This window comes from Colwellia sp. C2M11, from assembly GCF_018860915.1.
In the GTDB taxonomy this organism is placed as follows: Bacteria; Pseudomonadota; Gammaproteobacteria; order Enterobacterales; family Alteromonadaceae; genus Colwellia.
In genome coordinates, this window is sequence record NZ_JAHKQD010000011.1 from 50,988 (window position 1) to 73,223 (window position 22,236).

20 protein-coding genes are annotated in these 22,236 nt (G+C 35.7%); 9 read left to right on the forward strand and 11 right to left on the reverse strand.

The genetic code is table 11. From position 1 onward, the window contains the following. Positions 1–36 precede the first annotated feature (36 nt). The 3 genes from KO509_RS04015 to KO509_RS04025 form a co-directional block, all read right to left on the reverse strand. Positions 37–2,451: a TonB-dependent receptor gene (locus KO509_RS04015; RefSeq protein ID WP_215972004.1), complete on the reverse strand. Its 2,415-nt coding sequence runs from the start codon at positions 2,449–2,451 to the stop codon at positions 37–39. Positions 2,452–2,744: 293 nt separating this feature from the next. After that, on the reverse strand, positions 2,745–3,716 hold the full coding sequence (locus KO509_RS04020; protein WP_215972005.1) for a hypothetical protein: 972 nt from the start codon (positions 3,714–3,716) through the stop codon (positions 2,745–2,747). 10 nt (positions 3,717–3,726) lie between these two features. After that, positions 3,727–5,199: an adenosine deaminase gene (locus KO509_RS04025; RefSeq protein ID WP_215972006.1), complete on the reverse strand. Its 1,473-nt coding sequence runs from the start codon at positions 5,197–5,199 to the stop codon at positions 3,727–3,729. Between the two features lie 569 nt (positions 5,200–5,768). On the opposite strand from KO509_RS04025, the gene KO509_RS04030 reads away from it, so the two are divergent. Next, entirely contained in the window at positions 5,769–7,208 is a 1,440-nt protein-coding gene (locus KO509_RS04030; RefSeq protein WP_215972007.1) for an NCS2 family permease, read from the forward strand. A gap of 275 nt (positions 7,209–7,483) precedes the next feature. Here KO509_RS04030 and KO509_RS04035 read toward each other — a convergent pair whose 3' ends face one another. Genes KO509_RS04035 through ybeD form a run of 4 tightly spaced genes read right to left on the reverse strand, consistent with a single transcriptional unit; the run spans position 7,484 to position 10,795 of the window. Next, on the reverse strand, positions 7,484–8,758 hold the full coding sequence (locus KO509_RS04035; RefSeq protein WP_215972008.1) for a sodium:proton antiporter: 1,275 nt from the start codon (positions 8,756–8,758) through the stop codon (positions 7,484–7,486). A gap of 44 nt (positions 8,759–8,802) precedes the next feature. Further along, entirely contained in the window at positions 8,803–9,822 is a 1,020-nt protein-coding gene (gene lipA, locus KO509_RS04040; protein ID WP_215972009.1) for a lipoyl synthase, read from the reverse strand. Then, positions 9,800–10,495 (reverse strand): lipoyl(octanoyl) transferase LipB, encoded by a 696-nt coding sequence (gene lipB, locus KO509_RS04045; RefSeq protein ID WP_303495488.1) that lies wholly within the window; start codon positions 10,493–10,495, stop codon positions 9,800–9,802. The genes lipA and lipB overlap by 23 nt, the downstream gene beginning before the upstream one ends. Before the next feature lie 36 nt (positions 10,496–10,531). Continuing rightward, positions 10,532–10,795, reverse strand: a complete 264-nt coding sequence (gene ybeD / locus KO509_RS04050; protein ID WP_159821267.1) for a DUF493 family protein YbeD — start codon at positions 10,793–10,795, stop codon at positions 10,532–10,534. 294 nt (positions 10,796–11,089) lie between these two features. Between ybeD and KO509_RS04055 the strand changes: the two genes are divergently transcribed. Next, on the forward strand, positions 11,090–12,403 hold the full coding sequence (locus KO509_RS04055; protein WP_215972010.1) for a DNA recombination protein RmuC: 1,314 nt from the start codon (positions 11,090–11,092) through the stop codon (positions 12,401–12,403). Between the two features lie 53 nt (positions 12,404–12,456). Here the strand turns inward: KO509_RS04055 and KO509_RS04060 are convergent, their stop codons facing one another. After that, a complete protein-coding gene (locus tag KO509_RS04060; RefSeq protein WP_215972011.1) occupies positions 12,457–13,797 on the reverse strand; it encodes a sodium-dependent transporter in 1,341 nt (446 codons plus the stop codon). A gap of 168 nt (positions 13,798–13,965) precedes the next feature. Here KO509_RS04060 and KO509_RS04065 point away from each other — a divergent pair, with 168 nt between their 5' ends. Together KO509_RS04065 and KO509_RS04070 are read left to right on the forward strand one after the other, a co-directional pair. Beyond that, positions 13,966–14,622 carry an MBL fold metallo-hydrolase gene (locus KO509_RS04065; protein WP_215972012.1) on the forward strand — a complete coding sequence of 219 codons (657 nt, stop codon included), beginning with the start codon at positions 13,966–13,968 and terminating at the stop codon, positions 14,620–14,622. 1 nt (position 14,623) lies between these two features. Beyond that, a complete protein-coding gene (locus KO509_RS04070) occupies positions 14,624–15,454 on the forward strand; it encodes an ion transporter (RefSeq protein ID WP_215972013.1) in 831 nt (276 codons plus the stop codon). Here the strand turns inward: KO509_RS04070 and KO509_RS04075 are convergent, their stop codons facing one another. Continuing rightward, entirely contained in the window at positions 15,455–16,330 is an 876-nt protein-coding gene (locus tag KO509_RS04075) for an MYG1 family protein (protein WP_215972014.1), read from the reverse strand. A gap of 164 nt (positions 16,331–16,494) precedes the next feature. Here KO509_RS04075 and KO509_RS04080 point away from each other — a divergent pair, with 164 nt between their 5' ends. Continuing rightward, the gene (locus KO509_RS04080; RefSeq protein WP_215972015.1) at positions 16,495–17,046 is read left to right on the forward strand and encodes a TrmH family RNA methyltransferase; all 552 of its coding nucleotides are present in this window, start codon (positions 16,495–16,497) and stop codon (positions 17,044–17,046) included. Between the two features lie 19 nt (positions 17,047–17,065). Here the strand turns inward: KO509_RS04080 and KO509_RS04085 are convergent, their stop codons facing one another. Then, complete coding sequence (locus KO509_RS04085) at positions 17,066–17,989, reverse strand: hypothetical protein (RefSeq protein ID WP_215972016.1); 924 nt, start codon at positions 17,987–17,989, stop codon at positions 17,066–17,068. A 186-nt stretch (positions 17,990–18,175) separates the two neighbouring features. Continuing rightward, complete coding sequence (locus tag KO509_RS04090; RefSeq protein ID WP_215972017.1) at positions 18,176–18,631, reverse strand: YaiI/YqxD family protein; 456 nt, start codon at positions 18,629–18,631, stop codon at positions 18,176–18,178. 115 nt (positions 18,632–18,746) lie between these two features. Here KO509_RS04090 and KO509_RS04095 point away from each other — a divergent pair, with 115 nt between their 5' ends. From KO509_RS04095 to KO509_RS04110, 4 genes are all read left to right on the forward strand, one after another. Continuing rightward, positions 18,747–19,115: an MGMT family protein gene (locus KO509_RS04095; RefSeq protein WP_215972018.1), complete on the forward strand. Its 369-nt coding sequence runs from the start codon at positions 18,747–18,749 to the stop codon at positions 19,113–19,115. 461 nt (positions 19,116–19,576) lie between these two features. Beyond that, positions 19,577–20,356: a DUF3450 domain-containing protein gene (locus KO509_RS04100; protein ID WP_215972019.1), complete on the forward strand. Its 780-nt coding sequence runs from the start codon at positions 19,577–19,579 to the stop codon at positions 20,354–20,356. A gap of 38 nt (positions 20,357–20,394) precedes the next feature. After that, positions 20,395–21,705 (forward strand): MotA/TolQ/ExbB proton channel family protein, encoded by a 1,311-nt coding sequence (locus KO509_RS04105; protein WP_252727378.1) that lies wholly within the window; start codon positions 20,395–20,397, stop codon positions 21,703–21,705. Next, positions 21,705–22,229 (forward strand): MotA/TolQ/ExbB proton channel family protein, encoded by a 525-nt coding sequence (locus KO509_RS04110; protein WP_215972021.1) that lies wholly within the window; start codon positions 21,705–21,707, stop codon positions 22,227–22,229. The genes KO509_RS04105 and KO509_RS04110 overlap by 1 nt, the downstream gene beginning before the upstream one ends. The last annotated feature ends 7 nt before the right edge of the window (positions 22,230–22,236 follow it).

A 22,236-nucleotide genomic window follows, 5' to 3' on the forward strand; every position in this document is an offset into this window, starting at 1 on the left:
ATGAGTCTTTACGACATTTTTGTGAGCTAGCTAATTTTAGAACTTGTAGCTGAATTTTGCTTGAACATGTCGTGGAAGTTCAGGTAATACTACTTGTCCACCAAATAGATCTGGGAAGTTAGAACGGTAGTATTTTTCATCGGTTAAGTTTTTAACGGTAAAACTTGCAGTCCAAGTTTCGGCATCATAAAACACACCAGCATTCATTAATGTATATGAAGGTAGTTCTACTGCTTGTGAGAAACCTGAGTAAGTTGAGCTGGCATTAACCACACTAGCATTTGCGGCAAAGCCATTTTGGAAATCATAAGTTGCGGTCACGCTGTATATATCTTCAGGCATACCCGCTTTACGTCCGCCTTCTTCATCACCAACTAATGTTAAACCAATAACATTACCACCATAGATAAGAGCCGGATCACTTAAGTTAACTAAATCTTCAGCACCTAAGAAGCCAAACTGACCGCCATCTTGTATGGCTGTTAAGTTATAAACTTTAAGATTTGTATAACCTGCACTTAACACAAGTTGTTCGTTAAATACCCAGCGTAATTCAAATTCTGTTCCTTCATTACGCGTAGTGGCGTTAGTGGTTATTGACTGAGCATTAAAATCAGTACGTTCTTGCTCATAAAATGATAATGCAAAGTATAAGCTGTCATCTAAAAAGCTACCTTTTACACCATATTCAGTTAATTTTGAAACATCAAAAGCACCACTTTCTAACTGAGCAACACCAATTTCTGCCCCTTGACCTGCAACCAATGTTCCTTGTTCAGCTAAAGTAATATAAGGAACTAAGCCAAAGTCTGACTTATATGAAATACTGGTATTCCAAGATACACCATCTTCTGTTTTACTCGCGTCAGTAGTATTAGATGTATCGTATGAATCAGCAGAGCCTAATAATTTATAATCCAGTCTGGTTGTTTCAATATCTATAGTGTCGTAACGAAGACCTAATAAGACATTTAAGCCCCAATCCCAACTTAAATTTGACATCGCGGCGATACCGTAATCGGTATAACTTCCTACGTCATAATTATCATAATCTTTATCAATTCTTGTCGCGAGTAAACGACGATCTAATGCAGTTGAAGGCATGGTTAGATCACGACGGTTAAAATATTCATTGGTAAAATCATCAGCATGTTTGAAATTGGTGTATCGAACTGAAGGTGATATTTGTACTTGTGCGATCAATGAATCGAATTCATATTCATTTGAAAATACAAGCTTATTTTCAACAACATAACTATCATGTTTTTGAGCAAAACCGTATGCGTTTTCATTGATATTGTCATAGGCATCATAAAATAATTGGTTTTTAATTTCCCAACCATTATCAGTGTAATAAAACATATCTAAATATAGCGTAACAGCGGTATTTTTAAGTTGATCGTCGGCAGCGGTGAGTACTTGGTTATGTGATAATGTACTTGTACCGGCGTTCTCTAGCATCATCGCTTCAGTTACTTCAGCGTCATTAAATGAGGTTGCAGGTACATAAAATAAGCTGTTACCCGCTAAGTTAACTGCGCCATATTCTTGATGTGAAATAGAGCCATCACCATTGGTATCTAAAGGTTTCGATGTACCCGTAGTATAAGAGCCGTTATCAATAAGGTCTTGTGTTAAACGGTTCCAACCTGCAACTTGATTACCATCGTATTTATGGTACATGCCACCTACTTCAAAACGGAAATTATCGGTAATGTCGCCATTAAAAGAGGCTTGAAATATAGTTTGATCCGTACCAGAGTTATCATAGAAACTACCTGAGTTTTCAATTTCACCATACAGATAGAAGCCCATTTCTTTCCCTGCTATTTTGGCAGGGCCACCAACTTCAGCTGTTATGACACTTTTATCCCAGCTACCTGTTGTGATAGAAAATTCACCTTTATTCTCATCTAAGTATTGTCCGCCAGTGGCACGAGAAGACTTAGGGGTAAAGTTTAAATAACCACCAATTTTTGATGGGCCATGAATTGGAGAAGCAGGGCCTCTAACAATATCAACACTACTTGATGCACCAATAGGGGTCGGGAAGTTACCCGGGTTATCAAGACGTTTAACTCCTCTGAAGTAGTTTTCACCAGGTGTACCACGAACATCTAAAGAGCCAGCGACGCCAAAAAACGATTGTGTAAATGTACCAGGTGAAAATGCAACTAACTCATCAAGATCAGTGATAGCAAAACGTTCCATTTGCTGATTACTAATTGTTGATACCGAGCGTGGCGTTTCTAGTATTGATTCACCAAAACCAAAAACAGATTCAACTGCTTGGCCAGGTAAGCTTCCTAGGGAACCTCTTACTTCTATTTTTTCAATATTCTCATCAACTTTTTTAGTTTCTTCATCTGCTGCGAATACATTCGAAGTTAAGCTAAGACCTAATGCAATTGCAGAAGCAAGGTAAGTGGTTTTGTAGTTACGTAGTGTCATGTCAGAGTGTTTCCCTTAAAATTTGTTCAGAACGCTAATTCAATTATTAGCAGTATTTATTTTTTATTATTATATGAACTAATAAAGCAGAATTAATGCCAAGTAGTTGACTTAAGTGTCAGTTTTTTATCCCGCTTTAATCTATTGTTTTTATTGTGTTTTATTTTCTTTGTGAAATTTTTTATGGGTAATGAACAATTGAGGGAAATTTATACAGCACTAGATTGGAGCAATTGCACCAACTTATGCTGGTGCAATTGTTTTGATAACCGTTAATTTATAAAAGGGGATTACTATTTATAGTCGCCATTAAGGTAGCGATAAAAAGCAGGATTGACCCAAACATCCTCGCTTGAAAGCGAAACGTTCATTTTTGCTTGAGATAAGGTGTTATTAATTTTCTTAAGTACACTATCTACATTAGGGGGTAATACAAGTGTTGAAGCGATAAACCCATCGGCTTGCAGCGATATCCTTTTTACTGCAATAAAAGAGGCTTGTGGATGAAAAGTACGATAAAACGGTTGCCACCAAGCATCAATAATTAAGCCCGTTTGACCTTCACTATTTTTTTTGGCAAATTGATTGATTAGCGGCATGAAAGTATTTTGTTCAGCTTGATTAGCGAAGTTGAATCTTAAATCATACTCTTGCGCTGTTCTAATGTTTGATTTTTTTTCCTCTGTTTTAGTATCTTGCCAATTTTCACGAATGTTGAAGGCTGAACTTTTTGCGATTAATTGCCAGGTGAAGTCAACATTGTTAACGGTTAATAAACTAATGAGTTGCTTTGCATGCACCAAAGAACTATGACCGTAAAGGATTACATTGTCACCTGAGTCACTCGATGTCGCCATTGTTTGAGCTTTAATGTTATAACCTTCAACTATATTTTCAGCTAATAGCTGATTCAATAATGATGTCAGTGACGTAGGTACTGTTGGGTAATCAATTGTTAACGGCTTAAGAGCAGCACAATTTTCTAATGCAGTGCTTTGTTGTAATTGATTAACCTCTTTTTGGGGGAGACAACCTAGTTTAGATAATAATATAGCTGACTTTTCTTCTTCGCTATTATATTCAGTGCTGCCTGTTATTTTTTGTGATGCTTTATTTTCTTTAAGAGTAATGGTCTCAGATACTTCTGTTAATTTTGCTGCAGCCACTACCTGTGAATATGGTTGTTTGGCTTGTACAGTCGTAAATGAAAGTAAGGTAAAACATAAGCTAACAATTAGTTTGTTGTAGTGCAGTCTCTTGTACATATAAAAGATCCTAATTGATAGATTTGTTTAGTTGTGGGTATTGACGACGAATAAATTCATTTAAGACTGCTGGTTTAGTTAAACTATCAACACCATCCTTTTTAAAGCTTTGCTCAAACGATTTTATATTTTGGTTAAACTTATCACTAACTTGTTGCTTGTCTGCAATATTCAAAAAACTATATTCAAGCGAATTTTTACTCAATTTTAGAACTTCCTGCCAAGATAAATTAAACGATTTAACCGCAACAAAAAACTCATCAGTTAAGTTTGAATGAAACATACCTCTATCATCTGTTGATAAAGCAACCGGTATTCCAGTGCGCAAGTATTCAGGGAAGGGATGATTTTTAAAATCGTCAATATATTCTAATAATAAATTACTAATCAAATTAATTTCAATTAAGTAATGGTTATGACGCATTAACAGTAGCGTTTGGGGATCACCTAATAAATTAACACCATGGCCAATTCTATCTGCGCCCAATAGTAAGGTATCTCTAATATGGAAATTGGGTTCATCAACTTCGCCTGCATGAATGGTTAATGCAATGGCTGGATATTGTTGTCTTAATTCACGTAAAGTCGATAAAAACCTTAGTGGATGGCCTTTTCCATTATCTTCTCTGCCGACCATGTTAATACCAACATAAATGTCTCTATGTTTATCAACAAACTTATAAATATCGGTTAGTTGTTGTTCTGCAATAGGTGAAAATCGTAAAAGTTGATAGATCAATTTGACTGTGACACCTGTTTCCTTCGCATCTTTTTGAGCTAATCGTTGTTTAAGAATTGTTAGGGCTTTTTCTTGTGTTTGTGGCTTACCGTCAGGCGTCATAAAGGCAGATACATTGAATTGACTTTCAAGATAAATAACACCTTCATCAGAAAATGATTTCATATTACGAACAAACAATTCAGCAGCGATATATGGGTTACTGGTTAGCTCATTTAAGCGTTGCCAGTGAGCTTGAAAAAACTCATCACGTCCTTCAAAATCTTTATCTAACCATAAGCTTTGCTGCCATGCTTCTTTCTCGGAAGCTGTTAATGATGACAAAGCTTTATAATTTTTTTGCTCACATTTACTTAGCTGATGATACGTATGGGCACTTATATTAACGAACGTTAGCATAGGAGAGCTGAAACCAAATGCATTTTGACCATAACCTTGGCATAAATTTAATGCGACTTTGGTGTAATAACTGTAGCCACCATTAAGTTCACTATTGGTGGCGATTTCGTACCACCAACGAGGAAAGTTACTACCACTAGAGTGTTGATGTAAATCAGCCCCTTTAGGCATATTATATAGAAATTGATATAGTTGCTTATCTGTTGCTTTGCTTTTGAAGTCATCAAACCATTTATCATTATTTTGGTTTACTTCAGCCCATGATTTAGCTGAGCTTTCTTGACAAAGTATTAATTGTGCAGTGAATAATATTACGCTAGCTAATATTTTTAATGATGGATGCATATTTTTCCTTTAATTATTTTTTAAGGCACTATACCTTGGTTACTTACTTATATTGGGCACGGTATAGTATTTAATTTGCGAGCACCGGATAGTATTCGATAAGTTATCACGTGTATAAATGTTTATAGGTGATTTAATTTCATGCTACAAGTTAATATTATTCATTCGTTTGCGCGACAAAAATGTTGACATGTTTGTCAGATTTTGTGACTTTGTTGTGATTACTTAGTGGGATAAGCAATGGTTATGTCTTAAATTGTGTCGATTACTACTCTCACAAGTAGATACTTCACCCGTCATGTTACATGAGTCATGAGCATTTATTAATAAGTAGTCATTGCTTAATCAGATTTTATTTCTTAGTGCCATCTGAATTGGTTTGCTATGTAGCACTTTAACGAGTATTTATAAATTATTGATTTTTATTTCGGTTACTAAGAAGATAGTTATACTCAGATTCATTTATATAATGATCCTAAACTAAAATTACTCTTTTATAATTATCCTTGCAATAAAAAATCACTTTAAAAATAAAATATTCTTTACAAATAAATAAGAGAATTGTAGTTATGGAAAAAGTTAGTAACACTAATGAAAAACAAGTAAAAAGTGTCGGTTTTTTAGAGCGATGGTTTAAATTATCTTCCCATAAAACTACAGTCAAAATAGAAGTTATGGCAGGTTTTACCACCTTCGTAACTATGTCTTATATTATGTTTTTAAACCCCATAATTATGTCTAAGTCTGGCATGCCCTTTGATGGGTTATTTTTAGCAACATGTCTTGGGGCTGCTATAGCGACAATCTTAATGGGGATGTACGCAAACTGGCCGGTAGGCCTTGCACCAGGTATGGGGTTGAATGCATTTTTTACCTTTACTGTCGTTGGTAGTATGGGATACAGCTGGGAAATTGCATTAGGAGCAGTGTTCCTTTCAGGTGTGCTCTTTGTGTTAATGAGTGTTACTCGGCTTAGAGAATGGATGCTAGAGAGTATCCCGATGAGCTTACGGTTGGCGATGACTGCTGGTGTTGGGCTCTTTCTTGGTTTTATTGGTTTACGTTTTACCGGCCTAGTTGTTGCTGATCCTGATAATATTGTAGCGATTGCAGACTTAACTCATTTTGGCTTTGGTGCTTTTGGGCCAGAAGCACCAGCATTAGGATTTTTAAGTTTTTTACTTATTTCTATTCTTAGTTATCGTAACGTTTTTGGTGCTGTATTAATTGGTATTGCCGTGACTACATTGGTTGCATTTATAATGACTTGGGTTTTACCAACAGACTTTTTTGTTGTTGCTGAAGCGGCTAAATCATTTGCTCCTACTTCAGGTTTTATGAGCTATAACGGCTTGTTAGCTATTCCTGATTTTGCAGCGCTTGAACCTATTTTGTGGAAAGCTGATATTGCTGGCGCTTTTCAAGTTGCGTTAATCCCTGTGATCGTTACCTTCTTATTTGTTAATATTTTTGATACAGCTGGAACTCTTATGGGGGTTGCTGAACGCGCCAATTTACAGGATGAAAACGGTAAAATCCAAGGATTGAATAAATCTTTAAAGGCTGATTCTATCTCATCAGTTATTGGTACTGCCTTTGGTTGTTCGCCAGTTACTTCTTATGTTGAATCGGCTGCGGGGGTTTCTGTTGGTGGTCGTACAGGGCTTACTGCAGTAACCATTGGTTTGCTATTTTTTGTCGGCATGTTTTTCTTACCACTTGCACAAATGCTACCGGGATTTGCTGTCGATGGTGCACTTATCTATGTCGCTATGTTGATGATGAGCTCTTTAAGAGGTCTAGATTGGGATGACTTAACAGAGTATGCCCCTGCCGTGTGTACAACAGTGATGATGGCATTTACCTTCTCTATTTCAAACGGTATCGCCTTTGGTTTTATTACTTATACAGTGCTTAAGTTGGGGGCAGGTAAGTCTAATGAAATATCGGGTGGGGTATGGGCGCTAACAGCATTGTTTGTAGCGAAGTTTATGTTTTTACAACACTAAATAAACCGATTTCCAGTTGATGTTTTATTTGAGAGTATTATTGTTTACATAATGTTAAAACGGTAGCGATATATTAAGTAGTCGCTACCGTTAGTAATATTAATTTACTTTTTCGTTAATCGCTTACTTATCAGCATGGCACTAAGTTTTATAATCTTCTAAACTAGGCTCATCGCTAATTTTTATCTAAAACTCTCTGTTTAATTATGTTGCTGTGTTATCAACAAAGGTACTTAAAGTAAAGCAGTGGTATGTGCTTTCTACATCTTCGAGTTTTATTCTTTTTCAGCTTTCTTTGCTCTATCAATCAAGGATGTAATTGTTGAGCCTTGAATAAGAATAGAAAATACAACAACAGAGTATGTCATCACCATAATAAGTTCTCTGACATCTATTTGTTTATCAGGAATAACTAATACACCCGGAGGAATAGAAAGTGCCATAGCTAATGCTAAACCACCTCTCAATCCACCCCAAGTGAGTATCCTTACTGACCAAGGGTTGTAGCTACGGTAACATTTAAAACCAATATAAGAAGTAAAAATACTAAGGTAGCGTGCGAGTAGTACTAAAGGAATGGCAATAGCCATTAAGATCCAATCTTCGGCATGAAATTTAAATAGCAGCATAGATAGACCAATTAGTAAGAATAGTACACCGTTTAAAAACTCATCCACTAGTTCCCAAAAATGATCCAGATGTTCCTCACTTTCTTTTGAAAAGCCAACAAATCTTGTCCAGTTACCTATCATAATACCCGATACAACCATTGCTAGTGGTCCTGATACATGAATAATATCGGCAAATACATAGCCAGCCGTAGGTACGCCAATTGTTAATAGTAATTCCATGGAGTGATCATTAGTCGCACTGATTAAATAATGAAAAAGTAAACCTAATAAAAATCCGTAAATAATGCCACCAAGCGCTTCTTGAGCAAACAATAGCGACACACTGCCTAATGTAGGTGTTTCTTGACCAAAAGCAATGGTGAATAGCGTGACAAAAATAACTAACCCAAAACCATCATTAAAGAGTGATTCTCCTTCAATTTGAGTGGCAATTCGTTTAGGAGCCGACAGTTTTTTTACGATGGCGAGCACAGCAATAGGGTCGGTCGGTGAAATCAATGAACCGAATAATAGGCAATATACCAAATCTAAATTAATACCGATTAATTGACAAATAGCATAGAGAGAAAAACCGATGAAAAAGGTAGAAAAAAGTGTTGCACCTAACGCTAATACGGTAATTTCCCATTTTTGATCTTTAAGGTTAGGCAATTTAATGCCTAACCCACCAGCAAACAATAGAAATCCGAGTATCCCTTTAAGTAAAAAATCTTCAAAGTTGATACTTGTCATCGTTTCAGTTGCTACTTGCTTTAGATTGAACCATTCATTTTGACCAAAAAATAGTATCAATAAGGACAAAATCATCGATCCTGCGGTAATAGCAATAGTCGTTTGCATTTTACCTATTTTACTATTGATGAAGGCGATGAGCATCGCTGCCGCCGCAAGAAAGCAAAGCGTATAGTAGACTGACATAGTGTTCTCGTTATGGTGCTATAAGATAAAGTCTAAATTAAAATTTATTTAACTTCTTCACCGGCTGCTTGTTTATCAGCATGATATGAAGAGCGAACCAGTGGGCCACATGCGGCATGAACAAAACCCATTTTTTTAGCTTCACGTTCAAACATGGCAAAATCATCTGGATGCACATAACGCTCAACGGCTAAATGATCTTTACTTGGTTGTAGGTATTGTCCAATGGTTAACATGGTTACACCGTGATCACGTAAATCTTGCATAACCGCTAAAATTTCTTCATTAGTTTCACCTAAACCCACCATTAAGCCAGATTTAGTAGCAACAGTAGGATTAGCTTCACCAAAACGTTTAAGCAGATCTAAAGACCACTGGTAGTTAGCGCCGGGACGAACTTTAGTATAAAGACGTGGCACATTTTCCATATTGTGGTTAAATACATGAGGAGGGTGCTGATTTAATATTTCGAGTGCCTTGTCCATTCTGCCGCGAAAATCAGGTACTAATATTTCAACTTTAGTCTCTGGCGCTTGCTCACCGATTTCTTTTACACAATCAGCAAATTGTTGAGCACCGCCATCACGTAAGTCATCTCTATCAACAGAGGTGATAACGACATATTTTAAGCCCATATCTTTAAGGCTATTAGCTAGTTTCTTAGGCTCATCACTATTAGGTGCTAATGGGCGACCGTGACCAACATCACAAAATGGGCAACGACGTGTGCAAATATCACCCAAAATCATAAAGGTTGCTGTGCCGTGGTTAAAACATTCCGATAAATTAGGACACGAGGCTTCTTCACAGACTGAATGAAGGTTATTTTTACGTAAATTAGCTTTAATACTATCGATACGTTCACTTGAACGTGGTAATTTAATACGTAACCAACTCGGCTTACGCAGCATAGTTTCTTTAGTTGAACTAACAACTTGGATAGGGATATGCGCTAACTTATCAGCATCACGTAGCTTTGTACCAGGCGCCATTCTTGATGATTTTTTTACCGCAGTGTTAACTTCTATTATTTTGCTGTCGCTAGTTGGCATGTTGTTGCTCATAATTGCTCGGTAATCCTGTTTGGTAACTTACTTCGTCAGTTTCTAACAAAGCGATTAAATGTTTAACTAATGCATTACAAGCATCAGTCATGTTTTGTGGACCTTCAATGTCAGATGTTTGGATCATTTCAAGGCCAGCATAACCGCATGGGTTTATACGTAAAAAAGGTGATAGGTCCATGTTCACATTGAGTGCTAAGCCATGAAAAGAGCAACCTTTTCTAACCCTTAATCCAAGAGAAGCTATTTTTTTATCATTGACGTAGACACCCGGTGCGTCAGGCTTTGGATATGCTTTGATATCAAAGTCGTTAAGTGAAGCAACGATTCCGTTTTCAATTAACGTGACTAATTGCCTAACGCCTATTTTTCTACGGCGTAAATTTATCATAAAATAAATAACTTGCTGTCCTGGGCCGTGGTAAGTCACTTGGCCACCTCGGTCAACTTTGACAACTTCGATATCGCCAGGCATTAGCAAATGTTCTTCTTTTCCTGCCTGTCCTTGTGTGAAAACTGGGGGATGCTCGACCAGCCAAAGTTCATCACTAGTTTGGTCATCACGATTATCAGTAAAATTTTGCATAGCATGCCAAACTTTACTGTAATCCATAGTATTTAATTGTCGAACAATTAAGTTATTTTTGTTTACTGTTACGGTAGAGTCGGACACGACAAATCTCACAGAAAGTTAAAGTACTTTGTACTTTTATAAAACGTAACGCACTTGCTCTATTGCATTTAACGTTTCGTAAATTTTTTCAATATGTTCTTTACTGGTAACTCTTACCGGAAGAGATACAGCATGATAATTGCCTTTAGAGCTTGGGGTTATTCTAGTGGTATAGTCACCAGGAGTATGCTTCTGTAATTCTGCAATAATTAAATCGGGCAGTTCGTCACAGGCAACACCCATTACTTTAAAGTTCAATACTGTGGGAAAATCTAATAATTCGTCGAAATGGGTTTTCATGTTTTTCTCTACAAAAGGTAATAGGATCAATTAGTAACTTGAGTTGTATTCGTTGTTACTTTGCTACTTAATAATAATTGCAATATTTTATCATTAATTGAGGTAAAAGTGCTATTAGCGTTTATGCTTTATTATAGCGATGTGTAATATCTTGTTTACTGCAAACATGACTTCATTCTGATCTGCTTTATTCAATACTTAAGATATACCAAAAAGGATCAATATAAATAACTAGCAGCTAAGTAAAACTTATGCTTAAATGACTGTTTATATTTACAGTGCACAAGGTTTTTAATGTTATTATTTTTGCAGCAAGCAGAAATTGCAGAGCTTGCTATTTATCTCACACTTATTGTTTTGCTTTTATCGTTACTGTTTGTTTTTAGACAAAATTTAAAACAAAATCATCAAATTTCCCAAATAAGTGCCATGCTTGAATTAGCTTCATCTTCACAAAATAGCGCGCTTATACAACTTTTCGACAAACAACAATTGCAGTTGTCTAGCGCTTTTGACCAACAGATGGCTGATCTTAGATTGAAGTTACTAAGAGAGTTAGGAAGTCAAAAAGATCAACTTAATCAAACGTTAAGTCAAAATCAAAATCAAACGTTGGATCAACTAATTAGTCATTTAAATAAAACCACGCAGGCTAATAGAGAAGAGTTGAGCAAATCATTAATACAAAGCAGTGAGCAAATGACTAAACGTATTGATGTGTTAACGAATGCGACCGATAAACGTTTACAAGAAATTAGCGGTCAAGTAGAAAAGCGGCTTGCAGAGGGCTTTGAAAAAACAACTAAAACCTTTAGTGATATTTTGCAGCGTTTAGCCTTGATTGATGACGCACAGAAAAAAATCACCGAATTATCAACCAATGTGGTTAGCTTACAAGAGGTGTTAAATGATAAACGCTCTAGAGGGGCATTTGGTGAAGTACAACTAAGTGGTTTAATTCGCAATGTGCTACCAGAGCAAAGTTTTAAGCTTCAGCACACGTTATCAAATGGAAAAATTGCCGATTGTGTATTGTTTTTACCTGAGCCTACTGGAAACGTAGTTGTAGATGCTAAATTTCCACTAGAAAGTTATCGTAAAATGATGGACTTTGAATTAGCAGAGTCAGATCGTAAAGCCGCACAACGACAATTTAAAGTTGATATTAAAAAACATATTAACGATATTAGTGACAAATATTTAATTGATAAAGAAACTGCTGACGGTGCAATTATGTTTATTCCAGCAGAAGCTATTTTTGCTGAGATTCACGGACACCAAAGTGATTTAGTTGATTATGCTAATAAAAAGCGTGTTTGGCTAGCTTCTCCTACAACACTTATGGCAATACTCACCACGGCACGGTCAGTATTAAAAGATGAAGCAACTCGAAAGCAGGTTCATATTATTCAAGCGCATTTATCTGATTTAGCCAAAGATTTTGACCGTTTTAAAGGTCGATTTGCTAATTTAGCAAAACATATTGATCAAGCGGCTGTAGATGTGAAACAAATTCATACGTCGGCAGATAAAATTTCTACTCGATTTGAAAAAATCGAGCAGGTCGAATTACAAGATTCAGAGCCCCCTTTGATTAAAAAAAGTTAGTGCTTACTACTTTATTAAAAACTCAGATTAAAGGGGGGGGGCAATTTTTTATATTAAAATGCGACATTAACAAAAACAATTAATAGTAGAACAGGACAAATATAACGTAAATAAAAGCCAAATAGCTTTAACTTTATATTACTGTTTAATACCGCAATGTCGGTGATTTTATTACCTCTATTCCAAATCCAGCCAATAACAATGAAATAAAACAGCGACATTAATGGTTGTAAAATAGTTGTAAGGGCTTGTACAACTAACCCGAATAAGACATCAAAAAAGGCAACTAATGTCATACTAGCAACTAAAACAGCACCAGAAACTAACCAAGTTGCGTGATTACGGTTAAGTTTTCTATCTTCCACTAAATACGACACAGGTACTTCCGTTGTTGAAATGGTTGAAGTTAGTGCTGCAATAGATAATAAAGTAAAGAAACTAAACGCAACAATTAAGCCTGTAGTACCCATAGATGAAAATAACGAAGGTAAAATTTGAAATATAAGCTGGCCTTCACCAATTAAGTGACCATTGTTAAAAACATCTTGTCCGGCATGTTGTGCAACGAATAAAGCTGGAATAATAAGTAACCCGGCTAAAAAGGCGATAAAAGTATCAAGTGCGGCAATAGAGACAACTAACTTGCCAATATTCTCACCTTTTTTCATATAAGAGCCATAGACCATCATGCCACCTACGCCAATTGACAATGAGAAAAATGCTTGCCCCATGGCTGATATAATTAATGTCGGGCTAGTTACTTGTGAAAAGTCAGGGATTAGATATAAAGCAACACCGTCAGCAGCGCCTTCTTGCTGTAGAATGTAAATAATAAGACCAATTAGCATCATAAGTAATAAAGGCATTAAACGACTGGACCATCTTTCTATGCCGGCATGAACACCTTGGTGAATTATTGCTGCTCCTAATAAAATAAAAACGGGCGTGAACATTACATTACGTAATGTACTTGATGTTGATAACCAAGTAGATAAATCAGAAAAACCTACCAGTTCAAATAAAGCACTTAAGGCATGAGCAAGCATCCAACCGGCAACAATACTATAAAAGCTAAGCATCATCATTGCGCCGACTAGGCCAATAATACCGGCTTTTCTACCTAGTTTATTAAAACGTTTACCACAAGCTTGAGCAAGTGCACTGACAGGATTTTTTTGTGCTTGGTTACCAATATAGACTTCAGCATAGAGTGCTGGTAAGGCTAATAGCAAAGTAACAATAAGATAAACAAATAAAAAAGCACCACCACCATTATTAGCGGCTTGAGTAGGAAATCCCCATATATTGCCTAATCCAATGGCAGATCCAGCAGCAGCTAATACAAAGCCAATACGAGAATGAAATGAATCACGAGAAGTGTTAGAAATCGACATAGAATATAAATTGTTTTGAGTAATACATATATTAACTTGTGAGCTTACCTAGTATGAGCGCTAAGGGGAAGTGATAATCATCCTTGTCGGTGATTAATGCTACTTTCCAACAAAATAATTTATGCTATCATTTGCAAAATTTTGAATTAGTGTTGAGATCCAACAAATATGCTTCAGTATCAAATCATTCCTGTAACGCCTTTTCAGCAAAACTGTACTCTATTTTGGTGTGATGAAACCAAGCAAGCTGCTGTGATTGATCCTGGAGGAGACATTGATAAAGTGATTGATGCCATTGATAAGCACCAATTAACCTTAAATAAAGTACTCTTAACTCATGCTCATATTGATCACGCTGGCGCAACTCATGCACTAGCTACACATTATGGTGTTGAAATTGAAGGACCACATAAAGAAGACCAGTTTTGGATTGACTTGATTGAAGAACAAAAGCAACGCTTTGGTTTTTCATATGCAGAATCTTTCATACCTAATCGATTTTTAGATCAAGGTGATAGAGTGACCTTTGGTAACATTACCTTAGAAGTTTATTTTTGTCCTGGACATACACCTGGGCATGTTATTTTTTTTCATCGAGAATCTAAATTAGCGCAAGTAGGCGATGTGTTATTTCAGGGATCCATAGGTAGAACAGATTTCCCTCGTGGAGATAAGGCGACTTTGATTAACTCTATTAGAAATAATATTTTTCCATTAGGTGATGAGGTACGATTTATTCCTGGTCATGGTCCAATGGGAACGTTTGGACAAGAGCGACGTACTAATCCATATGTAAGTGATAAAGCTGTAGGAGTGAATAGATAGTATGAACAGTTTTATTTTTAGAGCTCAACGACGTTTAAAGATAATAGACTCGAGTAAATTATTTCAGGGCGTTGTTATTGCCGTTATTTTGCTATCTGCATTATTGATTGGCGCAAAAACACATAATTTATCCGCGAATGCGATGGCTGTACTGACGCTATTAGATTTGTGTATTACTATCTTTTTTGTTATTGAAATAACCATTCGTTTTTTTGCTCATCAAGATAAAAAGCAATTTTTTCGTAGTGGTTGGAATGTATTCGACACCTTTATTGTTATTGGAAGTTTAATTCCACTTGGCGGATCGGGCGTACTATTAGCTAGGTTGTTAAGAGTTTTCAGGGTTTTACGTTTAGTTTCAATGGTGCCAGAGTTAAGGTTACTGATTAATTCGTTGCTTAAAGCCATTCCTCGTATGGGCTACATCGCTTTACTAATGTTTGTTATATTTTATATTTATGCCGCCGTGGGAAGCATGTACTTTCATCAAATTAATGAAACATTATGGGGTGATGTGTCTATTTCTATGTTGACGTTATTCCGAGTTGCTACCTTTGAAGATTGGACTGACGTAATGTATGAAACGATGGCAGTCCATCCTTTTAGTTGGATTTATTATTTAACTTTCATCTTTCTAACTGCCTTTATTTTCTTAAATATGATGGTTGGTACAGTGCTTGAGGTGATGAGTCAAGAACATGAGAATCATCGAGCAGAGCAGCATGGTGAAACAGGTGATGGTGGTGAGCCTGCAAGTCGTGCTCAAATTGATAAACTTGAGCAAGAGTTAGCAGAAATTAAACGCTTGATAGTAACAACACAATCAAAATAATTATGGCGCTTCTTCAAGCGCCATTGCTGCCATTTTCATGGTACCTTCAAAAGATTTGGTACCTGCGATGAACAAGCCATTATGGCAAAACATGGCATCACTAATACCGGTTATAGCCTGAAGTGCTTCATCAGCTAGGCCGGCCCAAGCTTTGGGCAAAGGTTTTCTATCATCAAAGGAACCAAGCTCAGCTGGTACGGTTTGAATTCGCCACTGGCCAGTTTCTGATGGGTAAACAATATAGAGTGCTTCATCTGAAAGTGCGTGTACAGTTCTTTTCCATGGTGTATATTTTTCTAAAACAATAACTCTTGGATCTACTGAATTTTCAATAGCGTTAGCGACTATTTCTTTGGCATTGATTCCACTACTTGCAGAAGCAATAAAGCGTGTTAAAACACGTAATGCAAAATCAACAGCTTCATTAAAACAGTCATCAAAGTGACTATCTTCTTGCCAAGTTGGATTAAACATTGAAATAGTTTGGCTAAGGCTAATTCCTGTGGATACACCTTTAACATGTCCGCAATCTATAGCATCAATGGTTGATACAAGTTCGGCATCTACGGAATTGGCAACATCTTGGTTACCTTGGCAAATTTCTAAACCATATTTTTGCCAAATTAATCCAAAAGAAGAATATGGAATACCGTTGTTACGTTCTCCAGCTCCTCCACGTTGGTGATGATCAAAACGATTTGTGTCAGGATTATATTCACCACCCACATCAATCACAATATCGGCTTTACTAATAATAGCTAAATCACGGGTTCGTATCAGATTAAAAGAAGAAAAAATCTTTTTTAGGGCTGCAACACTGAAAACGTCATCAGCATGAAAATTACCATTATGGGTTACTATCGTTTTATCATTCATTTGTTTGGTATCATTTTAGAAAGGAATAAGAAGCAGCTACATGTTTGTGGCCTAATTTTAACTATTGATAAGTTAAGCTATAGGCGAATTCTATATGAAGATAACTAACAAAAATAGCCTAGATAAGTTAAAATTCGTCACAGTTTATTATAAGAGCCAGAAGTATGTCGTTAGAAATACAACTTAGTAAAGAAGATTTAAGAAAAAAGAAACCTACGCGTGATGAATATTTAAAGAAAGCTAAAACCCCTGTTGTATTGGTATTAGATAATGTTACTAATAGCTATAATATAGGCTCATTTATTCGTTTAGCAGATGCTTTTGCTATTGAAAAAATCATTGTTTGTGGTGCGTTAACTATTTCAGATAAAAAATTAAGAAAAGCCTCTAGAAATGAAGCTAAATGGGTATGTATTGAGTACAGTGATAGTACAGCATTAAGTATACAATCGTTAATTAATAGTGGTTACACCATTTTTGGTGTAGAACTATGTCATGAGTCAGTCGATTATAAAAATGTGTCTTATCCGTCTCCTTGTGCATTAGTTTTGGGGAATGAGCGTAAAGGTGTTAGTGAAGTAGCACTAAAGTTAAGTCATCAGCAAATTCATATTTCTATGTTTGGTATGGGGAATTCTTTGAATGTATCTACTGCGGGTGCCATTATTTTAGCTGAATGTACAAGTCAAATTCGTCATGAAATGCAAACTCAATAGTGTGAGTGCTAGATATAAGTTAATCATTTTTTTTCTGCTTTTGCTCGGGTGAAAGTGATAATAAGTCTAGCCAATTAACAATAATATTTTTATTGTTAATATGAGGATAAAAAGCTTTCTCAATTTCACCTGATGCTCGTAATATATTTAACCCTTTACGAAGCGCCTCATAAATTTTTGAACTGTTAGCAATATTTTTCGATACTACAAAATGCCGAGACTCTGTAAATGCTACTTTTATTCCTTTGATAGGCTCTAAAATTAAGCCGTTGCAGTTAAAAACAATTTTTTTATTGCCAATCATAATTAACTCACCAAAATACAAATCACCTCGGCCATATTTAATCATATTGCACATGTTTTCTGTTTTTGTCGTATACAGGTGGGTGAGTTCTAGATTTTTTATTGCTGCTTGATCAAATATCCAATTTTGGGATGTTATAACTATGTAATCTCGTAGGGTTTGTAATGATGTAATACCTTTTGATTTATTGATATTAATGTGTTCTTCAATTTCTTTTCGTTTATCAGGAAGTGCAAAGAAACCTTTTTGAAATTCACCCTCTGCAAATATAGGTGGGGCAGTATAAAAATGTTTTTGAGATATTTGTGATAACCAAATTGAATCACCAGGTATTGCTATTCTACCTTTATAAGCTTCGAATAAGCTTCTTGAATAATTTGGCATCGAATTAAAGGATAAGGTTGCATTAAACCCACCAAGCTGTAGAGCTTTACAGATCAACATTATTTGCGTTGAAGCTTTCGTAGCATAGTCATTTTGATAACTGTTAATATCAGTACATTTTTTATTTCCTAGCCATTTTTTATAATTAGTTATCTCATGAGGCAAGCCACTAATGACTATCTCTTGCGCATAACTAGCGAAGGTAGAAAAAATGAGAAGTAGATGAAATATTAAGTATAAAGTGACTTTATGCATTACTTATTCTAATTATATTTGTAAATTTAATGATAATGTAAATAAAAAGGGTTATTAACATGACTTCTTCTTGAAAAGCACTCAACAGATGCAATTAGTTTTTGTAGCTCTTACCTATAATTCTTTTTAAGTCGTAAATAAACCCTGTGTATAACACTTTATATGTTTATTTATGTGTTGCAATCATTATTGTGACTTTTGATAACGCATTAAAATTTTATCTAAGTGATTAGCAAAGCTTTGACGATCACTTTGATTTAATGCTGATGGTCCTCCTGTTTGAACACCACTAGCACGCATGGTATCCATAAAATCACGAATATTTAATTTAGATTTTATATTCTCTTTGGTAAACAGCTCACCTCTTGGGCTTAAAGCTATGGCCGATTTACTAATAACTTCGTCAGCTAAAGGGATGTCTGACGTTATTACTAAATCATTTATATTGATTCTTTTTACAATTTCATCATCAGCGACATCAAAACCTGAGTTGACTTGCATAAAATTAATAACACGTGATGGTGGTATACGAATATGATGATTAGCGACCAGTGTCGTTTCAATTCCAGTTCGTTCAGCCGCTTTAAATAATATTTCTTTTATTACAACTGGACAGGCATCTGCATCAACCCAAATTTTCATAAATGCTCCCCAATCTTATTATGCATGCTGTAGCAATAATTATGTATATTGATATGATAACGTATTATTCAAATATGAGTATAGCGCTCATTTTAAGTCAATAATAAAGAAATAAATGGCTACCACTGAATCAATTAAACCGCATTACGAGCAAATTTGGCAAACAGTACAGTTAATTCCTAAAGGAAAAGTTGCTTGTTATGGCCAAATCGCTGATCTCGCTGGCTTACCTGGTAGGGCAAGATTAGTAGGTAAAGCCTTAAGTAAAATACCTAAAGGAGGCTGGCAAGGAAAATTAGTACCTTGGTATCGTGTTATTAATTCACAAGGTAAAATTTCATTTCCAATAAATAGTCCATATTTTTTAGAGCAAAAGCAGCTTTTACAAGGTGAAAATATAGTTGTTCTGGGCGTAAAAATTAAGCTGAAAGATTTTCAATGGCAGCCTGACTATACAGAACTACTATTTTTGTTGAAATTTTAAAACATTCAAACCTGGTTAAAATATACATATTTGTTTGAATAACACCCAAAAATGACTTGTTTAGAGGTTTAATTACAAGATTTAGCCAAGAGGAACGTGTTTTTAATAGCCGAATAGTGTAAATAAAGTTGACTTAGTACGAATGAATTAGTAAAACATATATAGCAAAAACAAATGTGTCTATTTTAGGCCTTTTTGCTCAAGTAATAATCAAAAAAGACCATATATGAATCTAAAGCATCTATTAATCCAGATATTTAATGATGATTTTGTGATATTTTTTATTTATTACTCGAATAAATAAATAACTTTATAACTACCACCTTGACAGTTTGTTTGTCATTTGGGATTATTGATAGGTTGTATAAAAAAAAGTTACAAATAATAAAACGACAGATTTTTATATTTGCGGTAACAAAAATCTTTGTTATCAAAATTTAAATAGCAATTGGTTGGGAACTATGTCCAAAGTAAGTAAGAAAAGCCTCATCGCTACGGCAATGGTAGGCGCACTAGCATTAACAGGTAGTAATATCGCTGCTGCTGATGCATTAACAGATCTTCAAAAAGCTGAAGCTACAATATTTAAGCAGTCAGCTAAATCACAAGCCAAAATCAACACTATTTACGAACAAACGCAAGAACTTCTTGCTGAATACCGTAATACCGTTGATGAAGCAGATGTTTTACGTGGTTATAATGATCATGTTCAACGTATGGTTGATGATCAAAAAGCAAATATCGCATCATTACAAAAGCAAATTGATGGTATTGATAAAATTAAACAAGGTGTTGTGCCATTGATGTACAAAATGATCGATACCTTGGAAAAATATATCGAACTTGACGTTCCAATGAACATTGAACGTCGTAAAGAGCGTGTTGCTAATTTACACAACGTAATGTCAAATTCAAATGTTACTACTTCTGAGCAGTTCCGCTTAGTACTTGAAGCATATGAAATTGAAGCAGGTTACGGCACAATCTTTGATGCTTATCAAGCAGAAATGGATTTTGGTGGTACAACCTTAACAGCTGATTTCGTTCATATGGGCAGAATCGCTTTTGTTGCACAATCTCTAGATGGTAAACGTTCTTGGTTATGGAATAACCAAAGTCGTGCATGGGAAGAATTAGGTGATGAATATTTAAAACCTATTAAAGATGCTATCGCTATGGCGCGTAAGCAACTTCCACCAGATTTAGCTAAATTACCAGTATTTGCAGCAGGAGCAGAATAATGAGAAAAGTTATTAATTTTGTAACGCTAGCAGTAGTAATGTCAGCTGGTTTTGTTGCAACAACACAAGCGAATCAGTTAGATGATTTACTAAAACAAGTTAAATCTGATCGTATTTCAGAAGCTAAACTTGATAAAAAACGTGAAGCTGAATTTACGTCAGCACGTGCTGATAAACAAGCACTTTTAAATAAAGCTAAAAAAGAACTTGCGAATCAAAATGCGCGTAACGCACGTTTAACAAAAGAATATGCAGATAACGAAATTGCATTAGCACAAAAAGAAGTTGAACTTGATAATGCTACAGGCACATTAGGTGAAATGTTTGGTGTTTCTCGTGCTGCAGCTGCAGGCGCTTATGGCCAAATTGCTACTTCTATCGTAAGTGCAGAATTCCCTGGCCGTGGCGAAACGTTAAACCGTATCGCGAATGCTAAAGAAATTCCTGCTTTAGAAGATCTTGAAGAGTTATGGTTTGCTTTACAAACTGAAATGACTGAATCAGGTAAAGTTTCTAAGTTTACTGCTGAAGTAACAAACTTAGATGGTTCTAAAACTACTCAAACGATTACTCGTATCGGTACATTTAACCTAGTTTCTGCAGATGGTTACTTAACTTATAACGATGAAGTTGGTCAGGTTCAACCGTTAGCTAAACAACCAGCAGGTTATATTTCTGATACAGCATCTGGTTTCTTCAACACTAGTTCAGGTTATGCTGGTGTATATGTGGATCCTTCACGTGGTGGTATTTTATCACTAGAAACACGTAAGAAAACACTTGAAGAATTCTTCCATGAAGGTAAAGAAGTTGGTTACGCTATCACGGTTCTTTTAATCATTGGTTTATTGATTGCGCTTGAACGTATTATCGTTTTAGGTAGTATTACTTCTAAGATTAAATCTCAAGAGAAAAATCTTGATACACCAAATAGTAACAACCCATTAGGTCGTTTACTTCAAATTTATCATGATAACAAGTCAGTTGATGCTGAAACATTAGAGCTTAAACTTGATGAAGGTATCTTACGTGAAACACCTAAAATTGACCGTGGTGTTAACTTAATCAAAATGTTTGCTGCTATAGCTCCTCTAATGGGTCTATTAGGTACAGTAATCGGTATGATTATGACTTTCCAAACAATTACATTGTTTGGTACTGGTGACCCGAAAATTATGGCGGGTAACATCTCTCTAGCATTAGTTACAACAGCATTAGGTTTGATTTGTGCATTACCACTTATTCTTATCCACTCAATTGTTGCAGGTAAAGCGAAAAGCGTTTTACAAAAACTAGACGAGCAAAGTGCAGGCTTAATTGCTGCGATTGCTGAGAAGGAGTCTAAATAATGTTATTCCTGATAGAGCTTTGGGAATCTGTCAGGGGTTTTATTGCAACTGGCGGTAACGTACTGTACGTTGTTGCCTTTGCACTCTTATTGATGTGGATAATGATGATAGAACGCTATTGGTTCTTATCAGCAATCTACCCAACAATGAAGAAAGATATTGTTTCTCGTTGGGATGCACGCTCAGACACAACGTCTTGGTATGCACATCGTATTAGAGAGACTTGGATTTCCGAAGCAAACGAACTGCTTGAACAACGCATGGTAACTATCAGAACATTAGTGGCAATGTGTCCATTAATTGGTTTGTTAGGAACTGTAACCGGTATGATTGGTGTGTTTGAAACAATGGCACAACAAGGTACAGGTAATCCGCGATTAATGGCCGCAGGTATATCGCAAGCAACAATTCCGACTATGGCCGGTATGGTAGCAGCGTTATCTGGTGTGTTTTTTAGTTCAAGACTAGACGCTCAAGTTAAACTAGCAAAGGCTAAACTGGTTGACAGTTTACCTCATCACTAGAGAGATA